This is a genomic window from Cellulomonas sp. ATA003 (assembly GCF_031582905.1).
Taxonomy (GTDB): domain Bacteria; phylum Actinomycetota; class Actinomycetes; order Actinomycetales; family Cellulomonadaceae; genus Pengzhenrongella.
In genome coordinates this window covers 1,955,576-1,978,286 of the sequence record NZ_CP133990.1, presented here as the reverse complement: position 1 = coordinate 1,978,286, position 22,711 = coordinate 1,955,576, and the positions used below count along the sequence as shown (strand labels likewise).

The following is a 22,711-nucleotide window of genomic DNA, read 5'->3' as shown; positions in this document are numbered from 1 at the left end:
CCTCCCCGACGGCGCCGTCGGCGCGCGCCACCGTCGCGGCGTACCGCGCGGGGTCGAGGTCCTCGACGAACACCTTCTGGAGCATGTGCCAGTCCTGCGGGTGCGCGCGGATGCCGGCGCACAGGACGTCGACCCAGCCCTGGGTGAGCGCGGCGACCGCGTCGGCGCGGGTGGGGGCGTCCGGCACCGGCAGGGCGGGGTGGAACGTGATGACGATGCCCCACGGCGACCCGGCCGCACGCCGGCGGGCGCGGTCCAGCCGCTCGTAGTGGATGGTCACGGGGTGCAGCGGGACCCCGGTCGACAACGCCAGCGCGGCCGGGCCGGCGGCGACCCGCGCGGTCCGGCCCCACATCTGGACCTCGACGCCGCGGGCGGTCAGGTCGCGGTCGGCGAGGAGCGGGACGAGCCGCGCGCCGCTGCGCACGGCGCGCACGAGCCGGCGGAACACCTCGCCGCCCGAGCCGTCGAGCGGCACGATCTCCAGGCCGATCGACTCCCGGAACGCGAGGAACTCCCGGAACGCCGCCTCGGGCTCGAGCTTCTCGGCGACCGTGGTGACCGGGGCGATCGAGCGGGCCGCGTACGCGCCGGCGAGGTCCCAGTTGCCCAGGTGCCCCAGCGCGAGGACGACGGAGCGTCCGGCGTCCAGGGTCGGGCGGATGTGCTCGACCCCGACGGCGCGCACCCGGGCGTCGGTCTGGGCCGCGGTGAAGGAGCCCAGCGTGAAGGCCTCGGCGTAGTACCGCATGTAGGACCGCATGCCCGCGCGGGCGAGCCGGCGGACCTGCGCCGGCGTCGCGTCGGGGCGCACGCGCGCGAGGTTGCGCTCGAGCTGGCGGACACCGCCCGGGCGGCGCCACCACACGAGGTCGGCCCCCGCCGCGGCGGCGCCGCGCAGCACCGGCTCGGGGACGTACCGCGCGAACCGCCAGGCGGGGCCGAGGAGCGCGCCGACGTTCACCGGGCGACCTCGGCCTGACGCCGCACGGTCGCCATCCGCTGGACGACGGTGACCGCGCTGGCCGCCGCGAGCAGGGCCAGGACGACGGTGAGGACCTCCCGCGGCAGCCCGAGCCCGACGAGAGCGGTGGCGGTGAGCACCGCGAGCAGCCGGTCCGCGCGCTCCGCGATCCCGACGGCGGCGGTCATGCCGAGGCCCTCGGCGCGGGCGCGGGCGTACGGGACGATCGACCCGAGCACGAGGCACGCGAGCGCCAGGACCGCGGTGAGCCGGTCGTCCCCGCCGCCGGTGAACCACAGCAGCAGCCCGCCGAAGATCGCGGCGTCGCCGAACCGGTCGAGCGTCGAGTCGAGGAAGGCGCCCCAGGAGCTGCTGCGCCCCGAGCGGCGTGCCATGACGCCGTCGAGGGAGTCGGTGAGCACGAACACGGTGATGACCAGCGTCCCGGCGAGCAGGTGACCGGTGGGGTAGAGCGTGAGCGCGGTCAGGACGACGGCGGCGGTCCCGATGATCGTCACCGCGTCGGGTGTCACCCCACGGGCCAGGAGCAGGTCGGCGATCGGCGTCATGACCCGGGTCATGCCGCCGCGCAGTCGGTTCAGCACGCGTCGATCATCCCTTCACGGTCGTGCCGGACGACGTCGGCCACGCCGTGGCGAGCCGGGCCCGGGTGTCACCGAGCAGCTCGGGCAGCGCCTTCGTCCGGCCCACCACGGGCAGGAAGTTCGCGTCGCCGCCCCACCGTGGGACGACGTGCTGGTGCAGGTGCGCGGCGATGCCCGCCCCGGCGACGGACCCCTGGTTCATGCCCAGGTTGAACCCGTGCGGCGCGGACACCTCGCGCAGCACGCGCATCGCCGTCTGGGTCAGCGTGGCGACCTCCGTGGTCTCCGCGGGCGTGAGGTCCGGGTAGCCGGCGACGTGCCGGTACGGCAGGACCATGAGGTGCCCCGGGTTGTACGGGTACAGGTTGAGCACGACGTAGGCCAGCTCGCCGCGCGCGACGACGAGCCCCTCGGCGTCGTCCAGCGTCGGTGCCCGGCAGAACGGGCACGCGGCGCCGGCCGAGGTGTCGGCGGGCTTGTCCTGCCCGCCGATGTAGACCATGCGGTGCGGTGTCCACAGTCGCTCGAGGCCGTCCGGCTCGCCGGGGTGGCCGGCGGCCGGCTCGGCCGCGACGCCGTCGAGGGCGGGGGCGTCGCCGGGCCCGGGTGCCCCGGTGGCCCCGGTGGCCCGGGGGCTTCGGGGGCGTCGGAGGTGTCGCCCACCGGGGTCAGACCTGCGTCCGCTCGCGGACCGCGGAGACGATCCGCTCGACCGCTTCGGCGACCGGCACCGCGTTGTCCTGGCGCCCGTCGCGGTACCGGAACGAGACCGCACCGGCGTCGACGTCGTCGCCGCCCGCGATGAGCACGAACGGGATCTTCTGCGTGCTCGCGGTGCGGATCTTCTTGCCGAACCGGTCGTCGGACACGTCGACCTCGGCGCGGATGCCCTGTGCGCGCAGCTGCGCGACGACGTCGGCCAGGTAGTCGTTGAACGGCTCGGCGACCGGCACCGCGACGACCTGCACCGGCGCGAGCCACGCCGGGAACGCCCCCGCGTAGTGCTCGGTGAGGACCGCGAAGAAGCGCTCGATCGACCCGAACAGCGCCCGGTGGATCATCACGGGGCGCTGGCGACTGCCGTCCGACGCGGTGTACTCGAGGTCGAACAGCTCGGGCAGGTTGAAGTCCAGCTGGATGGTCGACATCTGCCAGGTCCGGCCGATGGCGTCCTTCGCCTGCACGGAGATCTTCGGGCCGTAGAAGGCCGCGCCACCCGGGTCCGGCACGAGGTCCAGGCCCGACGCCGTCGCGACCTCGCGCAGGGTCTCGGTCGCCTCGTCCCACACCTCGTCCGACCCGACGGACTTCTCGGGGTTGCGGGTGGACAGCTCGAGGTAGAAGTCCTCGAGGCCGTAGTCCTTGAGGAGGTTGAGCACGAAGGTCAGCAGGCTCGACAGCTCGTCGCGCATCTGCTCACGGGTGCAGTAGATGTGCGCGTCGTCCTGGGTGAACCCGCGCGCCCGGGTCATGCCGTGCACGACGCCGGACTTCTCGTACCGGTACACCGTGCCGAACTCGAACAGCCGCAGCGGCAGCTCGCGGTAGGACCGGCCGCGGGACCGGAACACGAGGTTGTGCATCGGGCAGTTCATGGGCTTGAGGTAGTAGTTCTGCCCGGGGCGGCGCACCGCACCGTCCTCGTCCAGCTCGGCGTCGAGCTGCATGGGCGGGTACATGCCCTCGGAGTACCAGTCGAGGTGACCGGAGAGCTGGAACAGCCCCTCCTTGGTGATGTGCGGGGTGTTGACGAAGGAGTAGCCCGCCTCGACGTGCCGGCGTCGGGAGTAGTCCTCCATCTCCATCCGGACGATGCCGCCGCGCGGGTGGAAGACCGCCAGCCCCGAGCCGATCTCGTCCGGGAAGGAGAACAGGTCCAGCTCGTTGCCCAGCCGGCGGTGGTCGCGGCGCTCGGCCTCGGCGAGGCGCTCGAGGTGCGCACGCAGCTCGTCCTTGGTCGGCCACGCGGTGCCGTACACGCGCTGCAGCTGCGGGTTCTTCTCCGAGCCGCGCCAGTACGCCGCCGCGGACCGGGTCAGCTGGAAGCCGTTGGCGATGAGCCGGGTCGACGGCAGGTGCGGGCCGCGGCACAGGTCCTGCCACGCGACCGTGCCGTCGCGCTTGACGTTCTGGTAGATGCTCAGCCCGCCCAGGCCGACCTCGACAGACGCGGCGTCGTCCCCTGCGCTGTCGGACGAGTCGGTGCCCTTGAGACCGATCAGCTCGAGCTTGTACGGCTCGTCGGCGAGCTCGGTGCGCGCCTCGTCCTCGGTGACGTCCCACCGACGGAAGGTCTGGCCCTCCTTGACGATGCGCTGCATCACCTTCTCCAGCGCCTTGAGGTCCTCGGGCGCGAAGGGGTTCTCGACGTCGAAGTCGTAGTAGAAGCCGTCGGTGATGGGCGGGCCGATGCCGAGCTTCGCCGACGGGTTGATCTCCTGCACCGCCTGCGCGAGCACGTGCGCCGCCGAGTGCCGCAGCACCGACAGCCCGTCCGGGGAGTCGATGGTGACGGCCTCGACGACCTCGCCGTCCGCGACCGGCAGGTGCAGGTCGCGCAGCTCGCCGTCGACACGCACGACGACGACGTCGCGTCGCTGGGCGTACAGGTCGGCCGCGGTGGTCCCCGTCTCGACCGTGACCTCGGCGCCGTCGACGGTGAGGGTGAGGGTCTGGGCGGACGGTGCCGACACGAAGGTCTCCTAGCGCTGGTCGAGCGCCCGGTCCGGACGCTGCCGACGATGCTACCGAGGCCCTCCCCACGCCCGGACCGCGTCGGGGACCGCACGCGCCGCAGCGTCGGCGACCGCACGCGCCGCCCCGCCGGTGAGGCCGACGCCCGACGACCGCCCGACGACGACGAAGCCCCGGTCGGCGTGCTGACCGGGGCTTCGTGGTGGTGGGCGATACTGGGTTCGAACCAGTGACCTCCTCGGTGTGAACGAGGCGCTCTACCACTGAGCCAATCGCCCGTCGTGACCGCGGCCAGGTGCTCCGCGACGACAGGCAGTGATGCTAGCGGAGGTCGACCGAGAATCGGAAACTGGCGTCCGCGGCCCGCCACCCGGGTGAAACCTGCACGGATCCGTGCCCCTTCGTGGGTCCCGTCCCGTAATCTTCGGGCAACCTGAAGAGGAGGCGACGATGGCAGTCCGCCCGTTCGACGTCGTCGAAGTGGTGACGATGCAGCTGGTCCTGTCCGACGCGTCCGTGCTCGGCGTCACCGCGGAGCTCGGCTTCCGTGCGGCTGACCCGTACACGGTACGTGCGGTCTTCACCGGCCCCCACTCGATGTCCACCTGGCTCATCGGGCGCGAGCTCCTCGCCCAGGGCGTCCACGCGACCCAGGACGCACCGGCCGGCACCGGCGACGTGCGCGTGTGGCGCGACGACGACCCCGCGTACGTGCTCATCTCGCTCAGCGGCGTGGAGGGTGACGCCCTGCTGGCCGCGCCCGCGGAGCCGGTCGAGCGGTTCGTCACCACGACGCAGCAGCTCGTGCCGTTCGGTTCGGAGAGCACCCGGATGGACCCGGAGATCAGCCGACTCATCGCGGCGCTGCTCACCGCCTGAGACCCAGCGCGTCCACTCGCCCTCGACCCCGGGCCGCCACCACACGGTCCGGGGTCGAGTGCTGTCCGGGGTCGGGCTGCGAGCCGCTCAGGGGTCGAGGTCGTCCGGGAGGCGCGCGTCGAAGACGCGCTGGGCCTCCCGGGTCAGGGGCCCCGGCTCGAGCGGCTCTCCGTCGAGGGCGACGACGGGTTGCACGTGGCGCGTCGACGACGTCAGCGCGAGGTGCGCGCGACCGGCGAGGACGTCGTCGAGCACCTCCCAGCGCAGTTCACCGGCCTCGGACTCGCGCACCGGCAGCCCCGCGGCCCGGGACCACTCCAGGAACAGCTCGCGGGTGATGCCGGCGAGGCATCCGCTGCTCAGCGGGGGCGTCAGCAGCTCCCCCTCGCGCTCGACGACGACGTTCGAGCCCGTGCCCTCGCACAGGTCGCCCACCGTGTTCGCGAGGAGCGCCTCGTCCCCGCCGCGCTCGGCGGCGTAGGCCAGCGCGACGACGTTCTCGGCGTACGACGTCGTCTTCAGGCCGGCGACGGCCGACCGCTCGTTGCGCACCCACGGCACCCGCACGACCCGGGACGACGGGGCCCGGGTCGCCGGGGCCGCGACCACGACCACGGTCGGGCGCTGCTCCCCCGCCGGGAGGCGGTTCGACCCCATCGGGCCGGGGCCGCCGGTGACCGTGATCCGCACACGTCCCGCGCTCGGCCCCGCGGCCGCCAGGACCGCGGCGACGCCGGTGCGGATGTGGTCGGCGTCGGGCGCGGGCAGCCCGAGCCCGGTCGCCGAGCGCTCGAGGCGGCGCAGGTGCCGGGTGAGGGCGAACGCGCGGCCGTCGTGGACCGCGCAGGTCTCGAACACGCCGTCGCCCACCGTGAGGCCGTGGTCGACGGCGGTCACGACCGCTTCGTCCGCCTCGCGCAGCCGCCCGCCGGACCAGATCACGATGCTCATGGGCGTCAGTCTGGCGCAGACGCCAGGGCGATCAAGCGGCGGGCCTTGAGCTCGGTCTCGGCCCACTCCGCCTCCGGGTCGCTCCCCCAGGTGATCCCGGCGCCGGTGCCGAAGCGCAGGGTGCCGGACGACGTGGCGGAGCGGCTGCGGCCGGCGGAGGTCTCCGGCGCGTCCGCCGTCCACCAGAAGGTGCGGATGCCGACCGCGAGCTCGGCGCGGCCGGCGTCGGCGTCGATCCACCCGACCACGCCGCAGTACGGTCCCCGCGGTACCGGCTCCAGCTCGGCGATGACCCGCAGCGCCGCGCTCTTCGGTGCCCCGGACACCGACCCGGGCGGGTAGGTCGCAGCCAGGACGCGCGCCCAGAGGTCGTCGGCGGCGGCGACGTCGGGCGCCAGGCGACCCTGGACCGTCGACACGAGGTGCACGAGCCCGGGGTGCTCCTCGACCTGCAGGAGCCCGGTCACCTCGACCGTCCCCGGGTCGCACACGCGGTGCAGGTCGTTGCGCACCAGGTCGGTGATCATGACGTTCTCGGCGCGGTCCTTGGCGGTCAGCCCGGCCGCGGTGGTGGCCGTGCCCTTGATGGGCGCGGACGTCAGGACGCCGTCGGCCAGGCGCAGGTAGAGCTCCGGCGACGCGGTGACGACCCATGCGGGGGCAGACCGCTGGCGGCCGGCACATGGACGCCGCCCGCGTACGGCGCCGGGTTCCCGCGGTGCAGGACGTCGGCGAGGGCGCGCGCCGACGGCTCCGTCCCGGCCGGCTTGGCCGGCCCGGCCGGCGGGTCCAGGGCCGCGGCCAGGACGCGGCAGACGTTGGCCTGGTAGACGTCGCCCGCGCGGACCGCCTCGCGCACGCGCTCGACCGCCCGGACGTACGCCGTCCGATCCAGCGAGGTGCGCCAGGCGTCCGGGGACGGGCCGTCCCAGTGGTCGGCCACGGCTGGGTGGTGGGCGTCACCCCCGGTGCCGGACGGCGGCGCTCGGTGGGCGATGTCGTCGTCGTGGGTGACGTCCGTGAACCGCCACGCGCGCACCGGACCGTCGAACTCCCCGACCACGGCCCAGAAGCCGCCCCGTGTGACGGTGGCTGCGCCGGCCGTGAGGTCGACGCACTCGACCGGGTGACGTGCGCGGACCCCTGCGAACCACGCCTCGCCCTCGTGGGCGGGGTGGAAGGCGGTGGCGGGCACGCGCACACGCTAGCGAGCGGGCCGTGCGGGTCTGGGGGTGGACCCGCAGGACGGGCGCGGACGGCCGTCCGCTCGGGGCCGCGTCACCCGGTCGCCGACCGTGTGGACCCGCCGCCGGGGGGCCAGTTGGACTCTCGCGGACGAGGTGGTCTAAAGTCTGGGACGCGCCCAGCGCACCGGATCGGAAACGAGACGAGAACTGGGTCGTGCGGACGTGGCTCAGTGGTAGAGCATCACCTTGCCAAGGTGAGGGTCGCGGGTTCGAATCCCGTCGTCCGCTCGGTGGCCCAACTCCTGGTCGGCTTCCCGGAGCTCAGATGAGTCGGGCAGCACGGTGGAGTGGCCGAGAGGCGAGGCAGCGGCCTGCAAAGCCGTCCACACGGGTTCGAATCCCGTCTCCACCTCGCAGTCGTAGTACCCCAGGTAGTACCGCACGGGCGATTGGCGCAGCGGTAGCGCGCTTCCCTGACACGGAAGAGGTCACTGGTTCGATCCCAGTATCGCCCACCAGCAACACCGCAGGTCACAGGCCGCTTCGGACGAATCCGGGGCGGCCTTCTTGTTCTCCTGAGTGCCTCGTACCCCAACGCGTACCCCAACGCGCTTCTCGCGGACTTCCCCGGACGCCGTCGGACGGGGACGGCTTGCGGGCAGGTGACAGCTCGTCGAACCGGTGGGATGCGTGGTGCGATCAGGGGCGCAAGAGGCCCGAGAGGGTCTGCATGGCGGCGCGCGCCACAGCGTCGGAGACGTGGCCGTATACGTCGGCGGTGATCCGGATGTCGGCGTGGCCGAGCAGGGTGGAGACAGCCTTGATGTTGACGCCGGCCTCTATCCACGCCGTCGCTGCGGAGTGGCGCAGGGTGTGGACGTTGGCCCCCGCCAGGCCGGCCTTCGAAGCAGCGGTGGTAAGGGCTCGCAGGACGTTGCGGGGATCCATGGGGCGACCGGTCTCAGTGGTGAAGACGAAGCCGTGCTCGGACCACTCGGCCTGCGCGCGCTCTCGCTCGGCCGTCTGCGCGGCGCGGTGTGCGACGAGAAGCTCGACCTCGGCCGGAGCGAGCGGCAACGTCCGCCGGGACAGAGCGGTCTTCGGCGGAGTGACGATCAGTCGGCCACCGGACCGTGCGAGCGTGCCGCGGACATGCAGGGCGCCGTCATCCAGGTCGATCGCGTCCCACCTGAGTGCCAGTGCTTCCCCCTTGCGCAGGCCCGTGGTCGCGATCAGCCGCAGGAGCGCGTAGTAGCGGGTGCCGGCGGCCTGGTCGAGCAACGCGACCACCTCCGTCGCCTCGAGATGCTGGGCCTCCGCGCGCTCGATCGACGGCTGCTTCACAGCGCTCGCCGGGTTGCGCGCGATGACTCCGTCACGAACGGCACCGTCCAACGCCAGCCGGAGGACGACGAAGATCCGCTGCACGGTGGACTCCGCGAGCCCCTTCTCGCGGAGGCGGAGGACGAGCGCATCGATATCGGTGGGCCGCACGCGATCGAGGGTGAGGCGACCGAACGGCGGGGGCTCGATGTGGAGGCGCAAGAGCTTCTCGTACAACTCTCTGGTCGTCGCTCGCCGGCTCGATGCCGCGACCGTCGTCGCGAGCCACTGGCGACACCACGCCTCGACTGTGATCTTGGCGTCGATAACCGGGGCACCAGTGGCCAGCCGGGCCCTTGCCGCCTGCATCTGCTTCCGGGCGTCGGCGCCGGTGCGCCCGTAGAAGGACTGCCTCTTGACCGCCCCGCTCGCCTCGTCGACGTAGACGAGGCGAGCTTCCCAGGAGCCGTTCGCTCGCTTACGGACAGAGCCTTCGCCATTCGAGCGCTTCGCCATCGTTCCCTCCACCACGTGGGATTCCGCGACACCCGTGCCGGTGCCACCTCGACGCAACAGCGTCACCCGCGCGCCGGCGGAAGCTGCACGCCGGTGCTCGGGGGTCTGTGGATGACTCCCCAACTTCGACGGCTGAGACTTAGGTCAGGCACCTCGTGCGGCATCGCGCCGTCGCTCGATGAAGTCCTGAAGCGCTTCGACCGGCACCTTGTGCAATCGCCCGATGTGAACGGAGGCGATCTCGCCAGCGTCCAGCAGCTCGTACATGAGCGTGCGACCGATGCCGAGCCGGTGAGCCGCGTCGACGACGGTGAGCAGGAGCTTCTCGTCACTCTCGATGGTCAGGTTGATGATCTGGGCGTCAGGCACCAGCGGCGCTCGCGCTTCGGTCGGAGTTACGAGGCGGAGCTGAGCGGTTGCCGTCATGGCGGACCTCCTTGGTGTCGGACGTACCAGACAGCGTGACCATGGCCGATAGCCGAGACGATGACGGTCGACCGCCGCAAGCGTCGTCGGCGATGACGAGATGTCGCACGAACCCGTCATTGATGACGCAGCCCGGCGAGATCCTTCCCATCATCGACATCCGCTGGCCGTCAATCGTGCGCTGACCTGCGACCTTCTCCCCGTCATCGTCTCGGCTATCCCCCTGAGCAACGTCTCCGGTGTCCGTTCGACACATGGAGGCGACGATGGGAAATCAGTCCACCACCACGAGGACCGGCGTCCCGCCGGCCGAGGGCCAGCCGGTCATCCGCGCTTCGCAGGGGCTACTTGAGGCGCTCGCTGTCATCGACGTCGAGGGCTGGGACAGCGAAGCGGCGACGGCCTTGCTGGCGTACATCCGCAACGATCTCGTGCGCCCGCTGACCATCGACATCGGCCTGCGGGGCGGCGCCGCGTCGCAGGCCGAAGCCACGGCCTGGGAAGCGGCGTGGCTGAAGTTGTGCGACCCGCACCTGCGGTCATCGAGATCGCCGTGGGGCGTGATCTGGCAGACCGCTCGCCGCGCCGTCCTCGGCGAGATCCTCGCGGCTCGATGGGGCACCGACTGGCGGCGCGCGTGGGAGCACGACGCCGAGGAGCGCGCTGGACGTCGCGCCCGGCCGATCTCGCTCGAGCCGCTGCTCCGGGACGGCATCGAGCCTGGTACCCCCGAATCCGCACGCGAGGGCACGCGACCCACTCCGGTGTCGTCTGCGCTCGACCTCGCCGCCGGTGCTCTGGCCAACTCCGGCTGGAGCACCACCAAGGCAAGGAGATCGTCGCCGAGGTCGCGGCGATGGATGAAGCACTGAGCCACGGTGCGACCGTCGTCGGCTGGCGCCCCCTGGCCGCCCGGCTCGGACTGCCCCCGTGGCAGGCCCGCCGACTGACCTTCCTGTTGCGCGGGTCCGTCGATCGGGCGGGTCTCCTCGCGCGGTTGATCACCGAGGGGCCCCGCGCCACCGACGCGCCGGACGTGCGCGACGCGCTGGCCGGCACGCTCACGCGGACCTTGCCCAGCCCTACCCGGCGGCCGCCGAGCTCCGTCCTTCCACGCCGTCGTCCACAAGACCTCGCGAGCTGACGTTGTTCACAGCCCGCCGCCGACTGACGCAAATGTTCTGCCACTGTGGCGCACACCTGATGCCATGAGGACGACCGCGAGATCCGGCCGGGCAATTCCCCACCTCGAGGTCTGTCGCAAGCCGAGCGACCGGTGTCACAGTGGGCCCTTGCGCCGCTGGGCGACGCAAGGAGGAGGCAGGTCGGGCACCGTCTGGAGGACGGGATGACACCGATGCGGGACGGAAAGGCATGGAGGACGGCGGCGGTGACCTGCACGGTCATGGTCGCTGTCGTGGCCTGCTCGACGCCTGAGCCCACGCCCACGGTCACTCCTGGCCCGACGACGACGCGGAGCGCGACGCCAACCACGACACCCACGCCGACACCCACCGCCGATCCGGCGGTCGCCGAGGCCGAGAACGCTGTCCTCACCGCCTACCAGAGCTACTGGGACCGTTTGGCCAGCTCGACCCGGGTGATCGTGGCCATCGCGGCGTCGCGGGCCTCACCAGACATGCCCGGCGGGAGCGCGGCGACCTGCTTGGCGATGCGCTCGGCCGCCGGCGTGTACTGGCGGTAGGGGCGACCAAGCGCCGCTCCGGTGGTGGGGTCCTTGCCCTGACCGAACAGGTTCGCCATCTGCGGCTCGCTGACCTGTGAACCGGCAGAGGGTCGGTCGGCACCGAAGGCGTCTAGTCCCCGGCCGTACCAGCGGCCCGGAGGGTTGCCCGAGGCCGTGTAGTACGCGGTCAGGTCGGCCTTGGCCGACCTGTCGCAATCGCCGGACGCGGTGTGCTTGAGCAGGTACTGGTACCCGGCGCCGGCCGTCAGCCGGTGCATCGTCATCACCACGATCGGACACCACCCGCGTCCACCAGTGCCCGACCGACGCTCGGGCCGCGCCGCCGGCCGACGGATCCTGTCCGCGGCGTCGTGGTCGTCGTCCTCATGCCTGCAGGTGTGCGGGCGGGAGCACGAAGATGTGCCACCCAGCGCGCCGTGGGAGCTCGCGACCTCGAATGCCAGAGGTGTCATGGCTCCTCCTGGCCTCCGCCGCGCGATCTTCGGGCGCGTTCGCGCACACCTGACCCCGAGGACTCGTCCTCCACAGGCCCGGCCGCCGAATCGCCGCCGCAGCGCTGATCGTGACGAGCCTCGACGAGCGAGCCGCCGTCCCTGTCGGCCCGTAGGACCGGTCGCAGGAGGTCGTCAGATGAACACGCTGCAACCGAGCGAGATCGCGGCACGCCTGCGGGACTGGGCCCGGGGCTCACTGCCGACGATGGCCGGTGCCGAGCTGCTGCTGCGCGGGTTCGACGGACAGTTCGCGCGCCCGTCGTGTCCGTGGATCGTCACCGAGGTCGACGGGCGGGTGTGGGTCGACGCCGACGCCCTCCGCGACGGCACCGGCGCCCTGTCCGGCGGCGAGCGGCGGGTGCTGGCGCTGGTCACCGCCCTGCTCGGCGAGACACCGGTCGATGTCGTCGACGTCGTCACCGGGCTGGACCGGATCAACCTGCACCTAGTCCTGGCCGCCCTCGCCCACGCCGCCGGGTCCCATGAGCACGCCGACGTCGTCGTGGGGCCGGACGGCCTCGGGCATCTGACCCGTCCCGGCCCGGTCGTGCCCTGGCCGACGTGACCACGCCCATGCCGGCGATCTTCTCGCCTCGATCCGCACACCTGCGATCAACAGATGCCCGACGCCGTCGGTCACGTGAGGGAGGACATGGCGATGAGCACGACGTGGACTCAACCGGCACAGACGCTGATGTCCGAGGCGACCGCCGGGTGGGACGGCATCTGGTCGCTGACCTACGCCGCCGGGTTCGGTGCCCTGAACCTGGCGATGAGCGTGCCCCTCGGGGTGGGGTTGTCGATCTCGTACGCGGCGATGGACTTCCGCGACGCCCAGGACGAGCTCGAGTGGGCTCGTCCCCACCTGCGGGCCACCGCCGCGGCCGTGCGGCTCGGGCACATCCACGACGTCGACGACGCCGGCGAGGCACGAGAGATCCTGGACGAACTCGCCGCCGCCGCACTGAACCGGGCCGCCGCACTCGCCGAGGTCGAGCTCGACCTGGCCGACCAGGCCGCCCTTTCACGGGTCATGGCCCGCCTGATCACCGGACGGGCCAAGGTCACCGGACGCTGGGCATGACCACCTACGCCGACCTGGTGACCGGCGCCGCCGAACAGATTCGGATCGGCGCCCACGAGCTGCGCCACGAACAGCTTCTGGTCTGCCGAAGAGGCGCTCTCCGTGATCGGTGACTTCCACGCCGTGCTCGACGCCATCGCCTCCCACACCCGACGCCTGCTGTGGCCCGCGCAGATTCGCCGAGTCGGTCTCACCTCCCACCGCGACGGGCTACCCCCGAACGAACGCGCCGCAATCGCGCTGGCAGCCGGCATCGAAGCCCTCGTCGGCGAGGCGCGCCCACATCCCTCCCAGCTCACCCCGGCGACGACACCGTGGTTGCGCGCCGCCCTGCACCTGCGCGCCGCCTCGGACCTGATCGCTACCCACTTCCATTCCGACGGGCGACCCCGTACCCCCGACGCCGCCGCCACCGACACCCGCGCCCTCGACGCCGGCCTGGTCGACCTCGGTCACCTGGCCGCCGCCATCCTTAGCGCCGAGGAATCGCTCGCGTTGCGTGCGCTCCAAATCGGCGTGAGCAAGACGGTCATCACCACCCACCTGCCCGGCCTGGGCCATCTCGCCGACCTCACCCGGAACCTGAGCACCGCCGACCGCGGCGCCGACCCGGACCCTCGGGCCCGACTTCAGGCGCTGCCTCAGACCTGGACACCGATCCGCACCGACGAACCCGTCCTCGAGCTCGGCGACCGCATGCACCGGCTCCGCCAAGCCACCTTCGACATGACCGCAGAGCACGGCGACACCCTCGCGACCCTGCGGGACATCACCACGATCGGCATCGCCGTCCACGCCCACGCCGCCGCGTTCCACGGCGCCCGGCCGACCACGGCCGCAGATCCCGCTCCGGGCGCACATGGGGCCGAAGCGCTCGTGCTGCGCGGCCGCGCCTGGCAGGGGCTGCACCGCGAGCTCTCACACTTCGTTACCCTCGCACCGCCACACGCCACCGTCCGCGACGACCTTGTCGCCCTCAGCCGCTTGCTCCCCGCTCTCGCACCGCTCGAGGCCGACATGAGCACCGCGACACACGCGGACTCAGCAGCACGGCGGATCGGCGCGAGTCTCAACGGTGCCATCGCGACCATGACCGATATCGGTGACCACAGCGCCGGGGCGTTCGCCGACCTCGCGCGCTCCGGAGCTCTACGCATCAACGCCCGCGACCTTCCACGCGACCTTGTCACGGACGATCCCGCGCTCGCGCTTGACCGGCTCCGAGGGGCGTTCGTCCGGGCGCCCGATGCTGTCGTGGACACGATCCAGACCCAGTACCGCGCCGTCCGTCAGCACCCGGTTGAGGCCATCGCGGTGACCACGCCCCTCGGTCCTCTCCCCAACCCCCGGCGCACGTGAACGACGCGATCGGCCACGTCCCCATGAGTGGCTGACCGCTGACAAGCGCTGGGGCAGTGAGCGTGTCGGGGGCGGTTCACAATGACCGGCCGGTCGGCCGTCAGGGCGCTTCCGCTGAGTCCCGGACGATGAGTCTGGTTGGCACTATCACCTCGGCAGGCGGGCCCGCCCGTCCGTCCAGCCGGTCGAACAGCAGTTCGGCCGCCGTGGCCCCCATGGTTGCCGGGTCTTGCGCCACGACCGTCAAGGGCCGCCCCAGAAGGTCCGCGAGCGGCAACTCGTCAAACGCGACGTGGGGTACCGGATGCGCGCGGTAGTCAGGTGCACGGAGAGTGGCCAGTGTGTTGAGGCTGTTCCCCGTGAAGAGAGCCGTGGCAGGCGAGGGGTTCGCACGCGCAGCACGCAGTGCCTCCTGAGCGCGATCCACCGTCGGTTCTCCGAGGAAAATCAGCGAAGGGTCGTACGGCACTCCAGCATCAGACAGTGCGTCGCGGTACCCGGCGAGGCGTTCCCTGGCGTTGTAGACATGTATCGGGTCCCCGACAAACGCGACGCGGCGGTGCCCGCGCTCCAGCAGGTGCGCTACGCCCACCCGGGCACCCTCGCGACCATTCGAGAGCACGCAGTCCACCTGCACACCTGCGGCGGGGCGGTCAGCCGCCACGATCGGCAGGCCCGCGTCAAGCTCGCTATTGAGATAGCTGTGGTCGAAAGGTGACGGGACGATGATCAGCCCGTCGACCCGGCGCGCGGCAAGCGACGACACCATTCTCTGCTCACGGTCTGTGTCGTCGGATGACGAAGCGGTATAGAGCAGCCAGCCCCTTCGACCCGCCACTTCCTCGACCGCACGAGCGAGCTGTGACTGGAACGGTTCAGCGATGTCCGCGATGACGAGGCCGATGGCCTCGCTCTGCCCGTTGCGGAGACCGGCCGCGCTCATGTTGGGACGGAAGCGCAGTTGGGCGATCGCATGCTGGACCGCGCGTCGCTTCTCCTCGCTGACGTGAGGCTCCCCGTTGACCACCCGTGACACCGTCTTGATGCCCACGCCGGCCAAGGCCGCGACATCCTTGATCGTCGCCCGGGGCACGCGTGCAGCAGGTGGGACGCCTCCAGCCTCCCGGTCAATGCTCAGGCCCGGCATCGCACTCTCCTCCCCCGACTGTCCGGAGGACATCTTGGCCTGGTCGCGGATGCCCCTACGCCCGCCGCTGCATGCCGACAACGTTATCAGGTCCAGATCCCGCGCGTGTAGAGGGGCTTGACATGCAGCGACGGCGTGCTGACATACTCCTGCCTGACAACGTTGTCGGTCTGAGGAGTCAAGCATGAGCATGCGTACCCGGGTCGGTCCTGTGGCCGCCCTCTCGATCGCCGCACTCGCCCTCGTCGGTTGCTCGAGCGGCACGCCGAGCGGCGGAACGGACGGTGAGGCCGTCGCCGGTGAACAGGTCGACCTTCGGTGGATCATGTCTGCGGACTCGCAGGCTGAGATCGATGTCTGGAACCACCTAGCCGACATGGTCACCGAGGAGTATCCGAACATCGACGTCACGTTCGAGAGCGCGGCGTTCCAGGACTACTACAACAAGCTGACCGCCATGGCTGCTGCCAACGACCTTCCCTGTATCGCTGGCCTGCAGGCGCAGCGCGTTCCGGATGTCGGATCCCTGTTCATGGACCTGACGGAGCACTTCGAGGCCACGGACTTCGACATCGAGGCGTACGAATCCTCCATCGTGGAAGGCCTGCAACAGGACGGCAAGCAGCTGGCCGTGCCCTACGACCTCGGGCCATACGTCTTGTACTACAACCGTGACATGTTCGCCGCGGCCGGTGTCCCCGAGCCGACACCCGGCTGGACGGTCGAGGAGTTCCTCGAGGCGGCGCGAGCACTGACGACCGACGGTCAGTACGGGTACGTCGTCGACGGGACCCCGGACCAGTGGCTGCCCTACGTGCTGAGCATCGGTGGGGACTACCTCAGCGGCGGCGAGCCGGACCTCACCAACGACAAGGTCGTCGAAGGGTTCGAGTTCGTCGTGGGTCTGGCTACCGAGGAAGGCGTCGCTCCCTCGATCCCGTCCACCGGTGCGTCGAACTGGCCTGCGGATCAGTGGCGCAATGGCAACGCGGCGATGTACGTCGATGGACCCTGGCAGCTGATCAACGCCAAGGCGAACGTTCCCTTCGAGATCGGGCTGACGACCATCCCGGCCTTCGACGGCACGTCGGTCACCACGATGTCTGGTACGGGCTTCGGGGTTACGACCACGTGCGAGAACCCGGAGGAAGCGTGGCAGGCCATCTCCGTGATCATCGGCCCGGAAGCGCAGCAGTACATCGCCGAGGCCGGTCGGGGCTTCCCTGCCTACGAGGAGGCGCAGCAGTACTGGTACGAGACCGCTGGTGTCGAGGGTGCGCAGGAAGCGATCGACACGGCGCTGGAGACGGTCAACACCTATCCGACGTCACCCGGCTGGAACCGACTCTCCGAACTGATGCGGCAGTACGCCGTCGAAGCCTTCAACGGCAGCAAGTCCCCCGAAGAGGTCCTCAGCGAGGTTCAGGCGCAGGTGGGCTGACTCGCCACGTTGCGCTTACCCAGTCGACCACGAGGGTGCGGCCCTGAGCGATGCATCGGGGCCGCACCCGTGAGAAGAAGAAGAGCAGATGACTCTCACGCCACCGGCCCTCAGGCCGCTCGAGGAAGAGGCTCTGAGCCTCAAGTCGCGGCGTACGCGAAGGCGGCGTCGCATGGGGCGCAAGGAGACTGGCGCCGCGCTCGGATTTCTCGCGCCGAACCTCCTAGGCTTTCTCGTCTTCACGCTGATACCAATCGTTGCCTCGCTCGTCCTGAGCTTCTACGAGTGGCCACTCCTGGGTGAAGCGGTGTTCACCGGGCTCGACAACCTGGTCACGCTCTTCACCGCCGACCCGGTCTTCTGGGAAGTCGTCGGTAACACCGCGTACTTCGTCATCGCCTACGTTGGCCTCAACCTGATCCTGTCTCTGGGGCTCGCTCTGTGGCTGACGTCGAACGTGCGCTGGAAGGGCGCGATGCGGGTGATCTTCTTCCTCCCCGTGGTAGCCCCCATGGTGGCGAACGCTGTCGTCTGGAGGCTGCTCTACACCCCCGAGGACGGACTGATCGCCTGGATCTTCCAGACCGTCGCCGGGACTTCGGGGCCGAACTGGCTCAGCTCGAGCACCTGGGCCATGCCGGCCGTCATCCTGATGTCGCTATGGCAAGGCTTCGGCTACAACATGATCATCTTCATCGCCGGAATCGAGAGCATCCCCGCCTCGATCCATGAGGCCGCGAAGATCGACGGCGCGGGGTGGTGGCGCCGCACCGCCAGCGTCACGCTGCCGCTGCTGACTCCCAGCCTGTTCTTCGCCACGGTCATGACGGTCATATCTTCGCTCCAGGTCTTCGCCCAGCCATTCATCTTGACCGGCGGTGGTCCCGGGTCGTCGACGACCACGCTCGTGTTCTACCTCTATCAGCGCGGCTTCCAGAGCTATGAGATGGGGTATGCCTCATCGATCGCATGGTCTCTGTTCATGATCATCATGGTCATCACGTTCATCCAGTTCCGGGGCCAGAAGAGATGGGTGCACTACTCATGACCTCCGTGAGCGTCCTTCGCCGTCCCTCGTCCCGATTCCGTAGCGGAGTCGGTCCTGCGATCTCGCAGATCATGCTGTGCCTGTGCGCGCTCGTCGTACTCATTCCCTTCATCTGGATGGTATCGACGGCACTGAAGCCCTCGAGCGAGGTGTTCGCGAACCCGCCCAGCCTCATCGGCTCCACGGTCGAGTGGGAAAACTTCGCTGCGGCATGGAACTACCTGCCGTTCGGCCGATTCATGCTCAACGGCGTGATCGTCGCCGGAATCGGCACGATCATCGTCGTGCTGTCTTCCGCCATGGCGGCCTATGCCTTTTCGCGATTGCGGTGGCGCGGGCGCGATGGGGTCTTCCTCATCTACCTTGGCACGCTCATGATCCCGCAAGAGGTCCTCGTGGTGCCGATGTTCATCCTGATGCGCGAGCTGGGATGGGTGAACTCGTACGCCGCCCTCATCGTGCCGTGGGCCTTCACTGCCTTTGGTACGTTCTTGCTCCGGCAGTTCTTTCTGACGGTGCCGGACGAGCTAGAAGAGGCCGCGCGACTCGACGGCGCAAACCGCTTCGTCATCTTCGTGCGTATCGTTCTTCCCTTGGCAAAGCCTGCAATGGGCACGCTGGCGGTGTTCACGTTCATCGGCTACTGGAACAGCTTCCTGTGGCCGCTGCTCATCATCAGCGATGTCAATATGGCAACCGTGCCGCTGGGCCTCAACATGTTCATGGGCCAGACGGGCAACCAGTGGAACCTGTTGATGGCGGCATCTGCCATTTCGATACTTCCAAGCCTCTTGATCGTGATCGCGCTACAGCGCTACCTGGTCTCCGGTATCGCGCTCAGCGGTATGGGCGGGCGCTGACGCGCCGCTGGCACTCCACATTGACCGAAGTTGCCTTGGCCGCTCTGCAACGTCATCCCATCAAGGGCGTCGTCGCCTCAAGCGGGGCTCGGCCGGACCACACCCGTCCATCAGTTAGTTCTCGAAGGGATCAATTCGTGCACTCTGTCTACTACCAGCACCCGGACACCTGGTTCGGCGACTGCATGCCGTTCTTCCACGACGGCACCTTTTACCTGTTCCACCAGCGAGACACCCGTCGGCCCGGACCGTTCGGAGAGCCGTTCGGTTGGGCACTGGCCACGACCACCGACTTCGTCACATACACCGACCACGGCGACGCGATCGTCCGCGGCGGTGACGACGAGCAGGATCAGTTCATCTTCGCCGGCTCGGTCTTCGCAGCCCACGGACGGTTCTACGCCGCCTACACCGGCTACAACCGCGACTTCGCCGCCCAGGGCCGACCGGCTCAGGTCCTCATGATGGCGGTGAGCGACGACCTCCTGACGTGGCACAAGACCGGGACCGGGCTCGTCGCACCCGAGCCCGGCTACGATCCCGAGAACTGGCGAGACCCGTTCGTCCTTCGTGACGAGGAGAACGACCGCTGGGTGATGATCCTCGGTGCCCGCCGTGCCGGTGACCGCGTCCTGACCGGCTCGACCGTCTGGTACACCTCCCCAGACCTCGACACGTGGGACTTCCACGGTGACTTCTGGGCCCCCGGCCTGTACTCGATGCACGAGATGCCCGACCTATTCCACGAGGGCGGCCTCTGGTACCTGCTGACGACCGAATACTCCGACCGGTCCAAGACCGTCTACCGCTCCAGCCCGTCGCTGACCGGACCGTGGTCGGCGCCAGTCGACGACGCCTTCGACGGCCGCGCGTACTACGCGGCTCGCTCGGTGAGCGACGGCGAGCACCGGTACCTGGTCGGCTGGGTGGCGACGAAGACCGGCGAATCGGACGAGAGGGCCCCGTTCGAGTGGGGCGGTGCGCTCGTCGTCCACGAAGTTGTGCCCCGTCCCGACGGAAGCCTGGCGACGACTGTTCCCTCCAGCGTCTGGGACAGCTTCTCCACACGCAAGGACCTCGTGGACTCCAGCATCAAACTGGCGTCGGAAGACGGCCGAGCTGAGACGCATCTGGACGTGGCCCCCGGCGACCCGTTCGCCCTCGAGCTCGCAATCCGGTGGGACCAGCCACCCCGCTCGATCGGTATCCGCCTGCGCGAGGACGCCGACACGGGAGACGGCTACGAGTTCCGGCTCATGCTAGGCGAACGCCGGCTCGTCTTCGACCGCCGGCCCAACTACCCCTGGTTCGTGTACGACAACCGGGGCCTGGAACGCCCGCTGGACGCGGCCGCAGGAGTGGACCACACCATCCAGGTGATCGTCGACGACACGATCATGACCTGCTACATCGACGGCGTGGCGCTCAACGCCCGGGCGTACCACCGACCCGGAGAGCACGTCTTCCTCGACGTGGTGGACGGCTCGGTCGAGGTGCTGGGTGTCACGCGCCTGACCCGCTGACTCGGGCACCCGGGTTCCACTGCTGAAGACGAAGGCCGGGCGGAACGCTGCCACGCGTTGTCGCCCGGCCTCCGCCTTCTTCTGTCGCAAGTGCCGGGTTGGCCTCCAGGCCGCTTGACCGCGATAGCCGTGCGATTGGAGTGACACTCGGCGGCACGGGGAAGTGCAACGCTCATCTTGTCGGACTTCGACAACAATGCTGAGGAAGTCAGCAGCGGGACGGAGCCAACTCAGGTCACCTGTGGCACGGTTAAAGCAGGCCTCCCCGTCGGGTTGTCCATACCAGCGAGCTCCGCGGCTGAAGGCGGATTGGCGCCGCGGCGAGACACGGTGATCGCGGCAGCGAGTATTGCCCGCTCCGTCACGGCCGCAAGCGTTTCGAGTTGTATGGCATCCAGCTCGAGACGTCGCTCGGCGCCGAGTAGGCGTCTGGAGTCGAGCGCGTCGAGCATCGCGGCCATAAAGGAGTCGCCGGCCCCGACGGTGTCGGCAACATCCACCCGAGCCGCCTTGGCGCGGACAACTCCTGCGCGTGAGATGGCAAATGCTCCCTCGCCGCCGGAGGTGACCGTAACGACGGCTGGGCCCCGGTTCAGCCAATCATGCGCGACCTCAACCAGGTCGCGTCCCGGATAGAGCCACCGCAGGTCCTCGTCGCTCGCCTTCACCACGTCACTTAGCCTAACGAGGCGCTCGGTGCGGCGAAGGGCGTCGCGCCGGTCTTGGACCAGCAACGGACGAATGTTCGGGTCGAAGCTAACGGTTGCACGGTCGCGGGCGGCGGACAGGATGCCCTCCACCGTGTCGGCTCCCGGGGCGAGGTACGCGGCGATGGAGCCAGCGTGCACGTGGTGGGTACCCGCAGGCACCTCGATCGGCGGGATGGTCCACGCGATCTCGAACTCGTAGTCCGCGGCTCCGGCCAAGTCCAGGGTTGCCGTCGCCGATGCAGTCTTGGCGACGAGATGCGCCTGCACCTCGACGTCGGCGCTCTGCAGATGGGTGCGAATCAGCTCTGCGTATGCGTCCTGGCCCAGTTCGGTGACGAGACAGACGGGATGCCCCAGGCGCGCCACACCGAAAGCTACGTTCATCAGGCTGCCGCCGGCCTGTGCCGTCCGTCCTCCGTCGCGCGTGCGGACGATGTCAGCGAGAGATTCTCCGACGACGAGAAAGGGGTGCGCGTTCATTCGTCTTCCTCAAAAGTATTCGGGCAGGGCAACCAGCGACATGCAGACTCTTCGCGATGACGGGTGCCCGACCGTGCTTGAACGCCCCGGGCCGGCTGGGGCGGCCCGCACGGGCCGCCCCCAGACCGCCCGAGACGGCGGACGCGACGCGCTCGTCGGGCCGTCGAGGGACTGCCCTCACCAGATCTGCGGGAAGCCGCCCCTGACACCACTCATCGCGGCCACCGCTCGTGGGCGGGCGGCAGGGCAGGGAATGTCGCGTTGGGGGACGACTGGTACCAGTAGGCCGTCGTGCAGATGTCGTCCTGCCGCTCGAACAGGCCGTGGTCCCAGGCGCCGATCTGCTGCAACGTGACCTTGAGGTTGTCCTCGAAGTAGATCGGGTCGGGCAGGTGCCACCGGTAGAGCCCGTGCATCGGGGGCATCTCGGTGGAGAACGGCGATGCCTTCGTGGTGTCCTGCGCGGAGTGGTACGGGTAGCCGAAGTACGGGGCGCTGAAGGTCAGGATCTCCGGTTCCGGGTCGGCTCGGAGCTCGTCCTGGAATGCCCATGCTCCACCGGCGTAGTCCTCCAGCCCCGTGCTGCACAGCGTCGGGAACTCTTCATCCCCGTCGACGAAGAACTTGACCTCGCCCTCGCCCCACCAGTACCGGTGGAGCGAGGTGAGGGCGACGTAGGTGCCGACGTAGGTGCCCCTGCCGGTGATCCCGTCGAGGATGACGTGATCCGCACCTAGCTCGGTGGTCCCGTTCGACCGGCGCCACTGGGCGTGGAAGTAGCCGGCGTCGGGTGCGATGTCGTCTCCGGTGGTGTAGTCGATCTGGAAGAAAATGTGCTCCAGGTCGGCCGCGTGCTGGCTCTCGAGCGTGATTCGTGCGCCGGATCGGAATGGCATCGGGAAGTAGGAGTTCATGCCACCGGTTGGTGCGACGACGATCGGGATCGAGGTCACCAGGGCGCGGGTGGCGAACCCGTTGCAGAAGAAGTCGCCGAGCGGCACCTCGACGGCCGGCGCGCTCGCGCCGTCCCAGTAGGCGCGCAGCACCAGGTCGCGAAGGACGAAGGGGCCGCCTTCGGTGCGGTCGGCGACCGTGATCCAGATGTGCCGGATGACCCCGGGTCCCTCGATCTCCGCGAGCGTGAGCGTCTCGCCGGCGGGCAAGGGGTACCACGCTGAGCCCTTGCGTCCTGGTCCCAGCTTGGAGGCGGCCTGGGCGGCGACCCCGGCTGCGCCGGTCGGGTTCTCGGCGTTGATCGACCGGCTCCGGACGCCGGGGTTCGAGGTGAGTGCATTCCAGTCAGTGAACAACA

General features: G+C 69.9%; 22 protein-coding genes, 4 tRNA genes and 1 pseudogene. 13 read left to right on the top strand and 14 right to left on the bottom strand.

Annotated elements, in window-relative coordinates; genetic code table 11:
• Positions 1 to 37: 37 nt before the first annotated feature.
• The 5 genes and pseudogenes from REH70_RS09705 to REH70_RS09685 form a co-directional block, all read right to left on the bottom strand.
• A pseudogene (locus REH70_RS09705) lies at positions 38 to 964 on the bottom strand (phosphatidylinositol mannoside acyltransferase); the annotation flags it as partial.
• Positions 961 to 1,569 carry a phosphatidylinositol phosphate synthase gene (gene pgsA, locus REH70_RS09700; protein WP_310753988.1) on the bottom strand — a complete coding sequence of 203 codons (609 nt, stop codon included), beginning with the start codon at positions 1,567 to 1,569 and terminating at the stop codon, positions 961 to 963. The gene pgsA and the pseudogene REH70_RS09705, both read right to left, overlap by 4 nt.
• Before the next feature lie 7 nt (positions 1,570 to 1,576).
• Entirely contained in the window at positions 1,577 to 2,089 is a 513-nt protein-coding gene (locus REH70_RS09695; protein ID WP_310754223.1) for an HIT domain-containing protein, read from the bottom strand.
• A gap of 148 nt (positions 2,090 to 2,237) precedes the next feature.
• Complete coding sequence (thrS, locus tag REH70_RS09690; RefSeq protein ID WP_310753986.1) at positions 2,238 to 4,262, bottom strand: threonine--tRNA ligase; 2,025 nt, start codon at positions 4,260 to 4,262, stop codon at positions 2,238 to 2,240.
• Positions 4,263 to 4,466: 204 nt separating this feature from the next.
• Positions 4,467 to 4,541: transfer RNA gene (locus REH70_RS09685), tRNA-Val, on the bottom strand.
• A gap of 172 nt (positions 4,542 to 4,713) precedes the next feature.
• On the opposite strand from REH70_RS09685, the gene REH70_RS09680 reads away from it, so the two are divergent.
• Positions 4,714 to 5,142: an SsgA family sporulation/cell division regulator gene (locus tag REH70_RS09680; RefSeq protein WP_310753984.1), complete on the top strand. Its 429-nt coding sequence runs from the start codon at positions 4,714 to 4,716 to the stop codon at positions 5,140 to 5,142.
• Between the two features lie 87 nt (positions 5,143 to 5,229).
• On the opposite strand, the gene REH70_RS09675 is transcribed toward REH70_RS09680, so the two are convergent.
• Genes REH70_RS09675 through REH70_RS20600 form a run of 3 tightly spaced genes read right to left on the bottom strand, consistent with a single transcriptional unit; the run spans position 5,230 to position 7,288 of the window.
• Positions 5,230 to 6,093, bottom strand: coding sequence for an aminotransferase class IV (locus REH70_RS09675; RefSeq protein ID WP_310753982.1), 864 nt, complete (start codon positions 6,091 to 6,093; stop codon positions 5,230 to 5,232).
• Positions 6,094 to 6,098: 5 nt separating this feature from the next.
• Positions 6,099 to 6,695: a chorismate-binding protein gene (locus tag REH70_RS20605; protein ID WP_396134740.1), complete on the bottom strand. Its 597-nt coding sequence runs from the start codon at positions 6,693 to 6,695 to the stop codon at positions 6,099 to 6,101.
• On the bottom strand, positions 6,692 to 7,288 hold the full coding sequence (locus REH70_RS20600) for a hypothetical protein (protein ID WP_396134705.1): 597 nt from the start codon (positions 7,286 to 7,288) through the stop codon (positions 6,692 to 6,694). The genes REH70_RS20605 and REH70_RS20600 overlap by 4 nt, the downstream gene beginning before the upstream one ends.
• A 208-nt stretch (positions 7,289 to 7,496) precedes the next feature.
• Here REH70_RS20600 and REH70_RS09665 point away from each other — a divergent pair.
• The 3 genes from REH70_RS09665 to REH70_RS09655 all read left to right on the top strand — a co-directional run bounded on the left by REH70_RS09665 (position 7,497) and on the right by REH70_RS09655 (position 7,798).
• Positions 7,497 to 7,568, top strand: a tRNA-Gly gene (locus REH70_RS09665).
• A 53-nt stretch (positions 7,569 to 7,621) separates the two neighbouring features.
• A tRNA-Cys gene (locus tag REH70_RS09660) sits at positions 7,622 to 7,692 on the top strand.
• 31 nt (positions 7,693 to 7,723) lie between these two features.
• Positions 7,724 to 7,798: transfer RNA gene (locus REH70_RS09655), tRNA-Val, on the top strand.
• Positions 7,799 to 7,979: 181 nt separating this feature from the next.
• On the opposite strand, the gene REH70_RS09650 is transcribed toward REH70_RS09655, so the two are convergent.
• On the bottom strand, positions 7,980 to 9,119 hold the full coding sequence (locus REH70_RS09650) for a site-specific integrase (RefSeq protein WP_310753980.1): 1,140 nt from the start codon (positions 9,117 to 9,119) through the stop codon (positions 7,980 to 7,982).
• 144 nt (positions 9,120 to 9,263) lie between these two features.
• Positions 9,264 to 9,545, bottom strand: coding sequence for a helix-turn-helix domain-containing protein (locus tag REH70_RS09645; RefSeq protein ID WP_310753978.1), 282 nt, complete (start codon positions 9,543 to 9,545; stop codon positions 9,264 to 9,266).
• 266 nt (positions 9,546 to 9,811) lie between these two features.
• On the opposite strand from REH70_RS09645, the gene REH70_RS09640 reads away from it, so the two are divergent.
• Positions 9,812 to 10,417 carry a hypothetical protein gene (locus REH70_RS09640; RefSeq protein WP_310753976.1) on the top strand — a complete coding sequence of 202 codons (606 nt, stop codon included), beginning with the start codon at positions 9,812 to 9,814 and terminating at the stop codon, positions 10,415 to 10,417.
• Complete coding sequence (locus REH70_RS09635; protein ID WP_310753975.1) at positions 10,402 to 10,689, top strand: hypothetical protein; 288 nt, start codon at positions 10,402 to 10,404, stop codon at positions 10,687 to 10,689. The genes REH70_RS09640 and REH70_RS09635 overlap by 16 nt, the downstream gene beginning before the upstream one ends.
• A gap of 425 nt (positions 10,690 to 11,114) precedes the next feature.
• Here the strand turns inward: REH70_RS09635 and REH70_RS09630 are convergent, their stop codons facing one another.
• The gene (locus REH70_RS09630) at positions 11,115 to 11,705 is read right to left on the bottom strand and encodes a relaxase domain-containing protein (protein WP_310753973.1); all 591 of its coding nucleotides are present in this window, start codon (positions 11,703 to 11,705) and stop codon (positions 11,115 to 11,117) included.
• 178 nt (positions 11,706 to 11,883) lie between these two features.
• Here REH70_RS09630 and REH70_RS09625 point away from each other — a divergent pair, with 178 nt between their 5' ends.
• From REH70_RS09625 to REH70_RS09615, 3 genes are all read left to right on the top strand, one after another.
• The gene (locus REH70_RS09625) at positions 11,884 to 12,312 is read left to right on the top strand and encodes a hypothetical protein (RefSeq protein ID WP_310753972.1); all 429 of its coding nucleotides are present in this window, start codon (positions 11,884 to 11,886) and stop codon (positions 12,310 to 12,312) included.
• A gap of 54 nt (positions 12,313 to 12,366) precedes the next feature.
• Positions 12,367 to 12,831: a hypothetical protein gene (locus REH70_RS09620; RefSeq protein ID WP_310753970.1), complete on the top strand. Its 465-nt coding sequence runs from the start codon at positions 12,367 to 12,369 to the stop codon at positions 12,829 to 12,831.
• 102 nt (positions 12,832 to 12,933) lie between these two features.
• Positions 12,934 to 14,190: a hypothetical protein gene (locus REH70_RS09615; protein WP_310753968.1), complete on the top strand. Its 1,257-nt coding sequence runs from the start codon at positions 12,934 to 12,936 to the stop codon at positions 14,188 to 14,190.
• A 100-nt stretch (positions 14,191 to 14,290) separates the two neighbouring features.
• Here the strand turns inward: REH70_RS09615 and REH70_RS09610 are convergent, their stop codons facing one another.
• Complete coding sequence (locus REH70_RS09610) at positions 14,291 to 15,337, bottom strand: LacI family DNA-binding transcriptional regulator (protein ID WP_310753967.1); 1,047 nt, start codon at positions 15,335 to 15,337, stop codon at positions 14,291 to 14,293.
• A gap of 184 nt (positions 15,338 to 15,521) precedes the next feature.
• Between REH70_RS09610 and REH70_RS09605 the strand changes: the two genes are divergently transcribed.
• From REH70_RS09605 to REH70_RS09590, 4 genes are all read left to right on the top strand, one after another.
• The gene (locus tag REH70_RS09605) at positions 15,522 to 16,778 is read left to right on the top strand and encodes a sugar ABC transporter substrate-binding protein (RefSeq protein ID WP_310753965.1); all 1,257 of its coding nucleotides are present in this window, start codon (positions 15,522 to 15,524) and stop codon (positions 16,776 to 16,778) included.
• Positions 16,779 to 16,950: 172 nt separating this feature from the next.
• Positions 16,951 to 17,826: a sugar ABC transporter permease gene (locus tag REH70_RS09600; RefSeq protein ID WP_310753963.1), complete on the top strand. Its 876-nt coding sequence runs from the start codon at positions 16,951 to 16,953 to the stop codon at positions 17,824 to 17,826.
• A gap of 71 nt (positions 17,827 to 17,897) precedes the next feature.
• Positions 17,898 to 18,686, top strand: coding sequence for a carbohydrate ABC transporter permease (locus REH70_RS09595; protein WP_310753962.1), 789 nt, complete (start codon positions 17,898 to 17,900; stop codon positions 18,684 to 18,686).
• Positions 18,687 to 18,823: 137 nt separating this feature from the next.
• Complete coding sequence (locus REH70_RS09590) at positions 18,824 to 20,209, top strand: glycosyl hydrolase family 32 (RefSeq protein WP_310753961.1); 1,386 nt, start codon at positions 18,824 to 18,826, stop codon at positions 20,207 to 20,209.
• Positions 20,210 to 20,439: 230 nt separating this feature from the next.
• Here REH70_RS09590 and REH70_RS09585 read toward each other — a convergent pair whose 3' ends face one another.
• Together REH70_RS09585 and REH70_RS09580 are read right to left on the bottom strand one after the other, a co-directional pair.
• The gene (locus REH70_RS09585) at positions 20,440 to 21,399 is read right to left on the bottom strand and encodes a carbohydrate kinase (protein ID WP_310753960.1); all 960 of its coding nucleotides are present in this window, start codon (positions 21,397 to 21,399) and stop codon (positions 20,440 to 20,442) included.
• 212 nt (positions 21,400 to 21,611) lie between these two features.
• Positions 21,612 to 22,709: a glycoside hydrolase family 172 protein gene (locus REH70_RS09580; RefSeq protein ID WP_310753958.1), complete on the bottom strand. Its 1,098-nt coding sequence runs from the start codon at positions 22,707 to 22,709 to the stop codon at positions 21,612 to 21,614.
• Between the last annotated feature and the right edge of the window lie 2 nt (positions 22,710 to 22,711).